12 protein-coding genes are annotated in these 11,751 nt (G+C 58.1%); 7 read left to right on the top strand and 5 right to left on the bottom strand.

The features are described 5' to 3' along the window. Positions 1-29 precede the first annotated feature (29 nt). Together IEW73_RS10050 and IEW73_RS10045 are read left to right on the top strand one after the other, a co-directional pair. Entirely contained in the window at positions 30-1,001 is a 972-nt protein-coding gene (locus IEW73_RS10050; RefSeq protein WP_188674068.1) for a D-2-hydroxyacid dehydrogenase, read from the top strand. 10 nt (positions 1,002-1,011) lie between these two features. Continuing rightward, positions 1,012-2,385, top strand: a complete 1,374-nt coding sequence (locus IEW73_RS10045; protein WP_188674066.1) for an amidase — start codon at positions 1,012-1,014, stop codon at positions 2,383-2,385. An 11-nt stretch (positions 2,386-2,396) separates the two neighbouring features. On the opposite strand, the gene IEW73_RS10040 is transcribed toward IEW73_RS10045, so the two are convergent. The 4 genes from IEW73_RS10040 to IEW73_RS10025 are packed head-to-tail and all read right to left on the bottom strand — an operon-like array spanning position 2,397 to position 6,061. Beyond that, positions 2,397-3,155, bottom strand: a complete 759-nt coding sequence (locus IEW73_RS10040; protein ID WP_188674064.1) for an iron ABC transporter ATP-binding protein — start codon at positions 3,153-3,155, stop codon at positions 2,397-2,399. Beyond that, a complete protein-coding gene (locus IEW73_RS10035; protein ID WP_229675909.1) occupies positions 3,152-4,138 on the bottom strand; it encodes an iron chelate uptake ABC transporter family permease subunit in 987 nt (328 codons plus the stop codon). The genes IEW73_RS10040 and IEW73_RS10035 overlap by 4 nt, the downstream gene beginning before the upstream one ends. Beyond that, positions 4,128-5,111, bottom strand: coding sequence for an ABC transporter permease (locus IEW73_RS10030; RefSeq protein ID WP_229675908.1), 984 nt, complete (start codon positions 5,109-5,111; stop codon positions 4,128-4,130). The genes IEW73_RS10035 and IEW73_RS10030 overlap by 11 nt, the downstream gene beginning before the upstream one ends. A 2-nt stretch (positions 5,112-5,113) precedes the next feature. After that, positions 5,114-6,061: a siderophore ABC transporter substrate-binding protein gene (locus IEW73_RS10025; RefSeq protein ID WP_188674063.1), complete on the bottom strand. Its 948-nt coding sequence runs from the start codon at positions 6,059-6,061 to the stop codon at positions 5,114-5,116. Between the two features lie 155 nt (positions 6,062-6,216). On the opposite strand from IEW73_RS10025, the gene IEW73_RS10020 reads away from it, so the two are divergent. Further along, positions 6,217-6,693, top strand: coding sequence for a heme-binding beta-barrel domain-containing protein (locus IEW73_RS10020; RefSeq protein WP_188674060.1), 477 nt, complete (start codon positions 6,217-6,219; stop codon positions 6,691-6,693). A 10-nt stretch (positions 6,694-6,703) separates the two neighbouring features. Here the strand turns inward: IEW73_RS10020 and IEW73_RS10015 are convergent, their stop codons facing one another. After that, complete coding sequence (locus IEW73_RS10015; protein WP_188674057.1) at positions 6,704-8,539, bottom strand: acyl-CoA dehydrogenase; 1,836 nt, start codon at positions 8,537-8,539, stop codon at positions 6,704-6,706. 213 nt (positions 8,540-8,752) lie between these two features. Between IEW73_RS10015 and IEW73_RS10010 the strand changes: the two genes are divergently transcribed. From IEW73_RS10010 to IEW73_RS09995, 4 genes are all read left to right on the top strand, one after another. Beyond that, positions 8,753-9,481 carry an ABC transporter ATP-binding protein gene (locus IEW73_RS10010; protein WP_188674054.1) on the top strand — a complete coding sequence of 243 codons (729 nt, stop codon included), beginning with the start codon at positions 8,753-8,755 and terminating at the stop codon, positions 9,479-9,481. Next, positions 9,478-10,215, top strand: a complete 738-nt coding sequence (locus IEW73_RS10005) for an ABC transporter permease (protein ID WP_188674051.1) — start codon at positions 9,478-9,480, stop codon at positions 10,213-10,215. The genes IEW73_RS10010 and IEW73_RS10005 overlap by 4 nt, the downstream gene beginning before the upstream one ends. Positions 10,216-10,229: 14 nt before the next feature. Continuing rightward, positions 10,230-10,847, top strand: a complete 618-nt coding sequence (locus IEW73_RS10000) for a TetR/AcrR family transcriptional regulator (RefSeq protein WP_188674048.1) — start codon at positions 10,230-10,232, stop codon at positions 10,845-10,847. 113 nt (positions 10,848-10,960) lie between these two features. Then, positions 10,961-11,749, top strand: coding sequence for a VOC family protein (locus IEW73_RS09995; protein WP_188674045.1), 789 nt, complete (start codon positions 10,961-10,963; stop codon positions 11,747-11,749). The last annotated feature ends 2 nt before the right edge of the window (positions 11,750-11,751 follow it).

Below are 11,751 nucleotides of genomic sequence, written 5' to 3'. Positions count from 1 at the left end.
ATCATACGAGAGCCTCTTACGGTGTCAACGTGACCGAGAACCCAATAATCGCGGTCCTTCATGGCTCGACGAAGCCGGACGAGGACCTCCTCGCCCCTGTGCTCAAACAGGCCAACGTGCGCTTCACGACCGCCGATGATCTGCCCCGCGCCCTCGACGGCGCACAGATCCTCTTCGCGTATGACTTCTTCAGCCACGCAGTCCCGGACGCTTGGAGCAGCGCAAACGCACTCGAATGGATCCACATCGCCTCGGCAGGGGTGGAACGGTTCATGTTCGATGAGCTCTCTGACAGCGACGTCGTTGTCACCAATTCCCGTGGAATCTTCGACCCGCACATTGCTGAATACGTGCTTGGACAGATCCTTGCTTTCGCAAAAGATTTCCCCACCTCGTGGACTCTCCAACAGCAACGTGAGTGGAAACACAGGGAGTCCGAGCGGATCGCTGGCAAACACGCAGTTGTCGTGGGAACTGGGCCGATCGGGCGGGCCATTGGAAGACTGCTTAGTGCGGCAGGTTTGCGCGTCACCGGATCAGGAAGACGAGCCCAAACCGATGACCCGGACTTCGGCACCATCGTCGCCCAAGAGGAACTTCCGGACGTGCTTCGCACCGCGGATTACGTAGTTTCTATTGCCCCCAGCACGCCGCAAACTCGGCACATGTTTAACGCCGAACTCTTTCAAGCGATGAAACCCACAGCGAGGTTCATCAATGTCGGGCGCGGCGACCTCACCGTCACCGACGACCTCGTTGCCGCTCTTCGTGACGGCACCATCGCTGGCGCAGCGCTCGACGTCACCGATCCTGAACCCCTCCCAGCTGACCATCCACTGTGGACCCTCGACAATGTGATGATCACCCCCCATAACGCCGGCGATGTTGTTGGTTGGCGCGACGATCTTGTCACCCTGTTCGTCGAAAATTTCGAACGATGGACGGCAGGCACAGAACTGCTCAATATAGTTGACAAACAACGTGGTTACGTCCCGGGCTAAGGAGCACACGATGAACCCCACTGAGATGACCGCCACTGAGCTTGTCACCGCATTCACCGCGGGCTCGCTGTCACCGGTCGAAGCAACACAGTCGGTGCTCTCTGCGATTGAGGCTCGCAACCCCGAAATCAACGCCTTTTGCCTTGTTGATCCGGAGCGAGCACTTCGACAAGCAAAGCAGTCTGAGGAACGCTACCGACGCGGCCATGTCAAGGGCTTGCTCGACGGTGTACCGATCTCCATCAAGGACATTTTCTTCACCAAAGGTTGGCCTACGCTGCGGGGTTCGCAATGTGTTGACCCCAACCAGGAATGGAACGTCGACAGTCCGATAACCGCGCGCTTGCGTGAAGACGGCATGGTGTTTGTCGGCAAGACGACCACACCCGAAATTGCGTGGAAAGCCACGACGGACAGCCCACTTTCCGGCATTACGCGCAACCCGGTTGATCCCAGCAAGACTGCTGGTGGGTCTTCGGGCGGCAGTGCAGCGGCCGTCGCGGCTGGACTGGGACCATGCTCAGTAGGCACAGATGGGGGCGGCAGCATTCGCATCCCTGCGTCGTTCTGCGGCATCGTTGGCTTCAAGCCCACCCACGGTCGTGTGCCGATGTTCCCTGCCAGCCCGTTCGGTCCCCTTGCGCACGGCGGCCCCATGACGCGCACGGTTGAAGACACTGCCCTGCTGATGGACATCTTGTCGTTGCCTGACTACCGTGACCCCACCTATCTTGGCCCCACGTTTACCACCTACCGCGGCCAGATGAACCGCGACGTGCGCGGCCTTGGTGTGGCTTACTCCAAGAACCTCGGCTACCTCAAGGTGGATGACGAAGTCTGCAAGATTGTTGACGCCGCAGTGCGCAAACTCGACGAAGCAGGTCTCCCTGTTACCGAGGCGAATCCCGGTTTCAGTGATCCAGTTGAGGCTTTTGAACTGCTGTGGGCCGCGGGAGCTGCCACTCTTCTGGGGCGTTTCCCCGAAGGCTCGCGCGACAAAGTTGACCCCGATCTCGGTACGGTGTGGGACCGCGGTCTCGAATACTCCGCTGTGGAATACCTCCAGGCACGTGATGTCGCTGCCCAACTGGGTATCACGATGGGCAACTTCCACAACACGCATAACCTTCTGCTCACGCCCACGATGCCCATCGCCGCGTTCGAAGCTGGACACAATGTGCCTCCCGGTAGCGATTACACGAGTTGGCCCCAGTGGACAGGGTTTACCTACCCGTTCAACCTCACCCAGCAGCCAGCCATCAGCATCCCCGTCGGCACCACCGCGGCAGGGTTGCCAGTCGGTTTACAGATCGTCGGGCCACGACACTCGGATGATCTCGTTCTTGCGGTCGCCCGGTATGCCGAGCACGTTCTCGCAGCGTAGATGGGGACATGCTAGAGGTAGTACATCGCTAGCCGAGTTCCATCTACCTCGGTGAAGCGCATGTCCATGTCATAGATTGACCGCATAACTTCGGCTGTCATGACTGACCGCGGGGTACCGCTATGAACGATGCGGCCACCTTTGAGAGCGATGATGCTGTCGGAATACGCCGCAGCAAAATTCACGTCGTGAATGACCAGGACAATTGTTTTCCCCAGTTCATCTGCTGCACGGCGTAGTCGCTGCATCATGGCTACCGCATGTCGCATGTCGAGGTTGTTCAGCGGTTCATCGAGAAGAATGTAGTCCGTGTCCTGGCACAGCACCATCGCAACAAAAGCGCGTTGGCGTTGCCCGCCAGACAACTCTTCCAAAGGCCGGTCGGCGAGCGATTCGAGTTCCAAGTAGGCGATCGCTTCGTCGATTTTCACTTTGTCGACCACTGTTAGTCGCCCTCGCGAGTGAGGGTACCTACCAAATGTCACCAGTTCGCGAACAGTGAGACGAACACTGACAGCGTTGTCCTGCCGCAGGATAGAAAGCTTTCGGGCAAGCACGTCGGTAGGCGTGTCAAAGACATCGAGACCATCTACTGTGATCACTCCAGCATCACACGGAGTGAGTCGGCTGATCATCGACAGCAGCGTCGATTTTCCCGCGCCATTGGGGCCGATGAGCGACGTAATTCCGGACGGTGCGATCTCGCAGGTCACGTCGTCGACGACAGTCGTTGAACCGAAGGACTTCGTGACGTTCTTTAGTCGGATCATCGCACGGCTCTCCCCCGGAGAAGTAGGTAAATCAACACAATGCCCCCAGCAAATTCGATAATGATCGACAAGGTGGTTCCCTGCGAAAACACGCGCGCAAGCAACCACTGGCCGCCCACGAGCGTGATGACACCAAGCAGCACCGCGATCGGCAATGTGTTGCGATGCAGGTGATTTCCTGCGATGAGATAGGCAAGATTTGCGACAAGGAGGCCAAAGAAAGTAATCGGGCCGACGAGCGCAGTCGACGCTGCCACCAACACTGAAGTGGCGATGAAAATCCCGATCACCATGCGCTGATAGTTGACGCCGAGACTGACGGCAGTGTCACGCCCGAGCAATAGGACGTCGAACGTGTGCCAGTACTTCGCCCCGACAGCCGTCACCAGGACGCACATCGCGGCAGTAGCTGCGAGCAGCACTGGATCAATACGAGTGAAGCTCGCGAAAAACATGTCTTGCAACACGGCAAATTCGGCCGGTTCGATGAGCCGCTGCACCAAGTTCGACACGCTGCGGAAGAACACACCGAACACGATTCCGACGAGCAACAGAATATGAATTGAGCTTCGGCCCTTACGGAACACCAACCAGTAGAGCACCAGGGTGAAGCCAACGAGAATGATCGTTTCGCTGAGATACTTGATAACTACGGAATAGCTGACCATCGCCGCTGCACCAAACACGAACACCAGGACGGTCTGGATCAGGATGTACAGCGAATCGAACCCCATGAGGGCCGGTGTCAAGATGCGGTTGGCCGTGACGGTTTGAAACATCACCGTAGATATGCCGATGGCGTAGGCAACAACAATCAAGGCGCCAACTGTTGTGAGGCGCATCGGGAGAACCAACTCCCACGCACGAGGCAGATGGCTAAACAGGTACAACCCGACGACGAGCAATGCAACGACGGTGAGCACACCGATTCGCATGCGGATTGACCGCTGGCGAAGTTCTCGTTCCAGAGGTTTAGTGGACACGACTGTTCCTCCTCAGCAAGAGGTACAAGAAGATTGCGGCGCCAATGACCCCAGCTACTGTTCCAACCGGAATCTCATACGGGTACCGCACAGTGCGCCCAATAATGTCGCAGCTCAGAGCAAACCCTGCTCCAGCGACCGCAACCCAGGGAATCCCCCGGCGTGCGCTGTCTCCGACAATCATGGACACGATGTTGGGTACCACGAGCCCCAGGAACGGGATGGCCCCAACTACGGTCACTACTACGGCGGATATAACCGCGATGATTCCCATGCCGAAAGCGAGCACCCGCCGATAGTTCAACCCGAGGTTGGTCGTGAACTCAGCGCCCAAACCGGCGACGGTGAAACGATCGGCGGCCAGCATCGCGATACCGGTCAGAATGGCAACCAGGTAAAGGAGCTCGTAGCGGCCCTGCAGGACACTCGAAAAGTTGCCAACAGTCCACGAAGCCAATGTTTGAAGCAGGTCATGTCGGTACGCGATGAATGTGGCGACCGCACCGATGATCCCGGAGAGCATAATCCCGATCAGGGGAACATGAACTGAGTCTCGTTGTCGCACGTTCCGGATGAGCAGCAGAAACAGCGCCGTGCCAGCCAACGCGAATACTGTTGCCACCAGCATTTTGCCGAACACTGATACTGCAGGAGCCAGGATTGTGACTGCAAGCAGACCGAGGCCCGCCGATTCCACAGTTCCCACTGTGGAAGGCTCAACAAACCTGTTTCGGGCGAGCAATTGCATCAACAGTCCGGCAACGGCCAGCGCTGCTCCGGCCAGGATCACTGCAAGCGTTCGCGGGAGTCGGCTCACAATGAGAGTCAGCACGGCACCGTCGTCGGCGCGACCGGTGATGACATCGATCGGCGATATTGCTGTGACGCCGATGAAGATACTCACGAGGGCCAGGACGATGAGGGCGACGAAGGCGAGCGGCAGCAGCGAAGTGCGTACCGCTCGCGACGTCACAGTCAGGAGGTTCCGCCTGAAATCGCTGCATCGATTGCGCTGATCATCGCTTCGAGGGTGTTCAGTCCTGAGCCGATGATGTACCAGGCTGTGGAGTCTAGGTAGTGAATGTTGCCGTTTCGCGCGGCTGGTGTGTCCGCAACAAGTGCGTTGTCGAGGACTGTGGCAGCTGCGGCGCCGCCCTCCCCGATGGCAGCGTCGCGGTCGATAACGAAGAGGTGGTCTGGTTGTGCTTCGCGGATAAACTCGAAGCTGATTGCTTCGCCGTGTCGACCATCTTGGGTGATGGCAGCGGCTGTTGGAATTTCAAGCACCCTATGAATGAACCCGAAGCGGGAGTCGGGGCCGTATGCCGAAACATCCCCACCTGCGGTCATCACGATAAGTGCATTGCCACCCTCGGCTGCTTTACCTTGAATATCACTTACCAGTGAATCGATGTCGTCAAGCCGGTCAGCTGCTTCATCTTCAACACCAAACAGTTCAGCGATTGCTTCGACGTTAGCGCGGTTGCTGCCTACCGGATCGTCGAAATCGAACGTGAGGTCAAGAGTGGGTGCAATTTTACTGACGTCGTCGTACGCTTCGGCGCTGCGCAAACCTACGAGAATAACGTCGGGTTCGGCTGCAATGAGAGCCTCGATGTCGGGTTCGAAGAGCGATCCGATGTTGTCAGCGTTTGCGGCAATGTCTTCGAACCGTTCTGGGACGACCGACGCCGTCGGCAATCCGATGACGCGGTCTGACAGCCCCAGTGCGTCGAGTGTGTCCAGTAGCGAGTAATCGTAGACCGCTACACGTTCTGGGTTGAGCGGAGCTTCGGTACTTCCTTGGCTATGGGTGATGGAAACTGTCTCAATGTCTGTGGACGTTGCGGATTCGGTTCCGCACGCTGCCAGTAGTAGTGGGGACATCGCTGCAAGAGCGGCTAACGTGCGGATGCGCGCCATCAGCACTCCTTCTAGTAGGAAAGCCTTACCTATTCGGACAGGTACTTATGGTAGGCATTCCTCACCTCGGGCGCGAATCGGGCGAACAGCCGCACAAGGTAACGTCAATCACACAGCTTTTTCAAACGCAGGCCCGCAACAATCAAAGGTGCACGATGAGCGAAGAACAAAGCCCCCTAGGCGATCTCGAACAATTCGCCGGAGCTTGGCGCGGCGAAGGCCACGGCCACTACCCCACCATCGACGACTTCAATTATCGCGAAGAAATAGACTTCACCCCCACCGGCCGACCATTCCTTATCTACCGCTCCCGCACATGGAACGCTGAAACCAACCAGCCCATGCACACCGAATGCGGATACCTCCGACGCACCCCCACCGGCACAATCGAACTACTGCTCAGCCAACCGACTGGATTCACCGAAATTCACTCCGGGCTAATGCACGACGGCGTCCTCGAATTTCACCCCGTCCGCCTCGGTCGATCAGTCGAATCCAAGCCCGTACACGAAGTGCGGCGCACCCTCGTCCTCAAAGGCGACGCTTTGACATTCGACATGTGGATGGCACATGCGGACACACCTTTAACGCATCACCTGCATGCGGAATACACCCGCACGCAGGCCGCATAGTTCGACCCGATTAGAAGGCCGCCTCATCTAGGTCCATGATCGAATCATCGATATTTGCCAGGACACTGCTCGTCACGGCCACAACGGGAAGCACGTTGGCAGCGAAGAATTTCGCACTGGCAACCTTGCCCTGATAGAACGCGCGATCTTTGGCGTCAGGTTCTCCATCGAGAGCCTTCAGGGCGATCTCTGCGTGCCGCAGCAACTGCCAACCGATGATCAGATCACCAACTGCCATGAGCAACCGCACCGAGCCCAGACCAATCTTGTATAGCGCCTTCGGGTCTTCCTTGGCGCCCATGAGGTGACCAAACATCGAAGCCAGCGCCGCCTGCACATCGTTAAGCGCGACACGTAGATGGTCCCGGCTCACCACCAAGCTGGGGCTTGCTTCAGGATCGTCGAGGAACGCGGTGATCTGACCGGCGATATGACTAAGCGCCTTGCCCTGGTCCCGGGCAATCTTGCGGAAGAAGAAGTCTTGAGACTGTATGGCTGTGGTGCCCTCGTAGAGTGAGTCAATTTTTGAATCGCGAATGTATTGCTCAATCGGGTAATCCTGGAGGAAACCGGAGCCGCCGAGGACCTGGAGCGACTCTGAAAGCAACTGGTAAGCCCGCTCTGATCCCACACCCTTCACGATGGGGAGCAGGAAGTCGTTGACCCGCGCCGCCATGTCCGCATCTGCCCCCGACACGATCTGCGCAACGGCATCGTCCTGGTGCGCCGCTGTGTACAGGTACACCGCACGAAGACCCTCTGCGTAGGCCTTCTGCAGCATGAGAGAGCGTCGCACATCAGGGTGCCGGGTAATCGGAACGCGAGGTGCGTCCTTCTTCGTCATCTCGGTCATGTCGGAACCCTGTTCGCGCTGTTTGGCGTAGTCGAGGGCGTTGAGGTAACCGGTGGACAGCGTTGAAATGGCTTTTGTTCCAACCATCATTCGCGCTTCTTCAATCACGCGGAACATTTGGGCAATTCCGTTGTGGACATCTCCCACGAGCCAACCCACAGCGGGGGTTCCATGCTGGCCGAACGTCAATTCGCAGGTAGCGGATGCCTTGATGCCCATCTTGTGCTCAACATTGGTGACGAAGACACCATTTCGCTCGCCCGGCACACCAGTGCTGTGGTCGAAATGAAACTTGGGGACGAGGAACAGCGATAGCCCCTTGGTTCCTGGCCCGGCGCCTTCAGGGCGCGCCAACACCATATGCAGGATGTTTTCAAATAGGTCGTCGGAGTCAGCCGAGGTAATGAAACGCTTGACGCCTTCGATGTGCCAGGTGCCGTCAGGTTGCTCCACGGCTTTGGTGCGGCCTGCGCCGACGTCTGAGCCCGCGTCGGGTTCGGTAAGAACCATGGTGGCGCCCCAGTTGCGTTCAATCGCAAGGTTCGCCCAATGCTTTTGGAGGTCATTTCCGATGCCATGCACGATGTCCGCGGCCTTCGGTCCTGCAAGGTACATGTAAGCCGTCGGCTGAGCACCGAGGATGAGTTCTTTAATCGCCCAACCAAGCATGGACGGCGCTGGTTCGCCGCCAATGGCGGGCGCAAGACCGATTCGGAAATATTCGGCTTCGTGCCACGTCTTGATGACCTTTTTCAGGCCTGCGGGCAGTTCCACGCTGTGTGTCTCGGGGTTAAACACTGGCGGGTTGCGGTCAGCTTCAGCAAATGGGTCAGCGATCGGCCCTTCCGCGAGTCGTGATGCTTCGGCGACGATCTCGCGAACAGTGTCACCGTCTAGGTCACCGTAGGCACCTGTGGCAAGCACCGCGTCGAGGTGGAGTGATTCAAAAAGGTTGAACTCAAGGTCGCGCACGTTGCTGCGGTAATGGCCCACCGGAGGTTCCTTTGACTTGTTCGTTGCTGCGAAGTTTTTTTGGGGAGGTTTTTAGGGGACGTTGCGCCACGTTGCACTGCGCCCCGGCTTGAGATTGACCTTCAGCCACAAGGGTCCGGTTACGCAACCGTAGACGCGTAGGAATCTTCTCTTGATATGCAAGTGGCGGCCGCGCTATCCTTAATTCAACACCGTTGAATTAAGGAGCGAAACATGCCCCCCGCCGTCACCTCCGAAAACCTGACAGTCCATCGAGGCAGTCATCCCGCACTGCGAAATATCAGCTTCTCCATCCCCTGCGGAAGCATCACCGGATTGCTCGGGCCGAGCGGCAGCGGCAAAACCACACTGATCCGCGCAGTCGTTGGAGTGCAAATAGTCACATCGGGTGCGATTACCGTGCTCGGCCACCGAGCCGGGTCACGCGAACTCCGCGGAACCGTCCGCTACGTAACCCAGAACGCAAGCATCTACGACGACCTCACAATCACCGAGAATGTCACCTACTTCGCCACGTTGTACGGACTCGGCGACCGCGACGTTCGCCACGCGATCAAATCCGTGCACCTCGATGGCATTCCAAAGAATCGGCTCGTGCGCGACCTTTCAGGTGGGCAACGAACACGCGTAACACTCGCCTGTGCCCTCGTTGGAACGCCAACACTCCTCGTGCTGGACGAACCCACCGTCGGCCTAGACCCTGTCCTACGCGAGGACCTATGGAGGTTGTTTCATCACCTAGCAGAGAACGGAACGACAATTCTCATCTCCAGCCACGTCATGGACGAAGCCCGCCGGTGCAACCACATTCTCTTCTTGCGCGACGGTCACCTCATCGCCGACGACACACCCACCAGAATCAAGGACACAACGGGGCACGACGACCTCGAAGACGCCTTCTTGGCACTAGCCAACCGCATCGAGAGCGAGGAATTGTCGTGAACATTCGCATACTGGTCGCCACCACAAACCGGGTCTTGAGGCAACTGAGCCGCGATCACCGCAGCGTAGCCATGATCCTCTTTCTACCTAGCTTTTTGTTGACCATCCTCTACTACATGTTCGAATCAAACCCGCCACTCTTCAGCGGCGTCGCGATCATCATGCTGGGGATTTTGCCGTTTACGGTGATGTTCCTCATCACCAGCATTGGGATGTTGCGCGAACGCACATCCGGCACCCTGGAACGGCTGATGGCGTCGCCCCTCAACAAACTCGACCTTTTGCTGGGGTATGCGCTAGCGTTCGGACTCGCCGCGACAGCGCAGGCAGGAGTAACTATCGCGGTCGCCTACTTCGCCTTCGATGTTCGCCCCACAGCAGGCGTCGGACTCGTTGTTGTGGTGGCTATCGTCAACGCGGCACTCGGCGTCTCCATTGGCCTCTTCACCAGCGCGTTCGCTCGAACAGAATTTCAGGCAGTGCAATTCATGCCACTTATCGCCTTTCCGCAGATCCTGCTGTGCGGATTGTTCGTTCCCCGCACTGAAATGAACATTGTTCTTCAACACATCAGCGACTTTCTTCCCCTAACGTACGGGGTAAGTGCGCTGCAGGAGGTCGCGCTCCCCGCTCCATCAACGGCGGTGATATGGTCCGACATCGGAATCGTTGCCGCTGTCGCCGCACTCGCGCTCAGTGTCGCGGCCGCCACCCTTCGGCGCCGCACGCCGTGACCGGATTGGACGACATGACACACAGTGCTGACAGCAGTCAACGCGGGCGCCGCCCAGGCGACCCCAACGAGACCAGAGAGGCAATCCTCGCAGCCGCACGCGAACTTTTCACCACGCTCGGTTTCGACAAAGCCAGCATCCGCAAGATCGCGGCACGCGCCCAAGTCGACCCCGCCCTTATCCCCTACCACTGTGGAACAAAGCAGCAACTGTTCGTCGCCGCAATGCGCGCACCAATCAACCCAGTTGACGTTGTTGCTGGCATTGCCGACGGAGACCTAGATGGACTTGGCCGCCGACTTATCGAAGCGTTCCTCGCGGTGTGGGACTCTCCTGCCGGCAATGGCTTAGCGCTTACCTTGCAGGCGGTGCTCACCCAGGAGGGGATGACAACGGCGATACGCGAATTTGCCACCTCTGAGATCATTCCCATCATCACCGGCAAGCTTGACGGCCCTGAACCTGAGCGTCGTCTCCGTGCAAACTTGGTGTTGTCGCAGATTCTCGGGCTTGCTGTCACGCGATACATAGTGAAGATCGAACCGTTAGCAAGCGCGTCGGCTCACGAGGTGGCGGACCGGGTTGCACCCAACTTGCAGCGGTATTTGACCGGCCCCATGGATAAAAGCTAGTTCGAGTAAACCGTCATTCTGTGGACTCCTTTTTGTCAGTGCCTGCGAGTAATGTGCGTCACAGGAGAGCTTCCCGCATCCACCTCTCCCACGTGTTTTCTCGAGGAGGCATCATGACAATTCGGACCAATGTATGGCCTGTTGGCACCCCATGTTGGGCAGATTGCCAAGTGGACGACGTGGCAACAGCGCGCGACTTCTACACAGCTGTACTTGGGTGGGAGTATCAAGACACCGACCCAGAAGCTGGCGGTTACTTAGTCGCCACAAAGGACGGCCATCCTGTGGCGGGCGTCGGCCCGAAGCCACCAGGAATGGAGCAGATGCCATCATCGTGGACCACCTACCTGGCCTCTGACGATGTTGACTCGACAGTTCAGACTGCCAATGCCGCTGGTGGACAGATCCTGATGCCACCGATGGATGTCATGTCCGCGGGACGGATGGCAATCATTACCGACCCGACAGGTGCCGCTGTTGGGTTGTGGGAGGGTCGCGACCACCCCGGCGCGGAGCTTGTGAATGAGCCCGGCGCGATGTGCTGGAACGAGCTATACACCAGCGACCTCGAGCGGGCACGAGCATTCTTCACCACTGTTTTCGACTACTCGTACGACGACATCAGCAACGACGAAATGCAATACAACATCGCCAAAGTAGGCGGACACGAAGTAGCTGGGATGATGGTGAACGCGGAAACACCTCCGATGTGGAATGTGTACTTCACCGTTGAGGACTGCGACAAGGCAACCGATACTGTGTCCCAGCGCGGCGGCCAGGTCTTCATGCCGCCAATGGATACCCCGTACGGCCGCATGAGTTTTGTGCAGTCACCGCAGGGCGAAGTGCTTGGTCTCGTCGACGTGGCCACCACGGTGGGAGAAATGCCGCAGCCAAACTAGTG

Source organism: Hoyosella rhizosphaerae, assembly GCF_014643175.1.
In the GTDB taxonomy this organism is placed as follows: domain Bacteria; phylum Actinomycetota; class Actinomycetes; order Mycobacteriales; family Mycobacteriaceae; genus Lolliginicoccus; species Lolliginicoccus rhizosphaerae.
This window is presented reverse-complemented; position numbering and strand designations above follow the sequence as displayed.

Coding starts and splice junctions, on each gene's coding strand:
- IEW73_RS10045 (WP_188674066.1), top strand. CDS start 1,012: ATGAACCCCACTGAGATGACCGCCACTGAGCTTGTCACCGCATTCACC.
- IEW73_RS10040 (WP_188674064.1), bottom strand. CDS start 3,155: ATGATCCGACTAAAGAACGTCACGAAGTCCTTCGGTTCAACGACTGTC.
- IEW73_RS10025 (WP_188674063.1), bottom strand. CDS start 6,061: ATGGCGCGCATCCGCACGTTAGCCGCTCTTGCAGCGATGTCCCCACTA.
- IEW73_RS10020 (WP_188674060.1), top strand. CDS start 6,217: ATGAGCGAAGAACAAAGCCCCCTAGGCGATCTCGAACAATTCGCCGGA.
- IEW73_RS10010 (WP_188674054.1), top strand. CDS start 8,753: ATGCCCCCCGCCGTCACCTCCGAAAACCTGACAGTCCATCGAGGCAGT.
- IEW73_RS10000 (WP_188674048.1), top strand. CDS start 10,230: ATGACACACAGTGCTGACAGCAGTCAACGCGGGCGCCGCCCAGGCGAC.
- IEW73_RS09995 (WP_188674045.1), top strand. CDS start 10,961: ATGACAATTCGGACCAATGTATGGCCTGTTGGCACCCCATGTTGGGCA.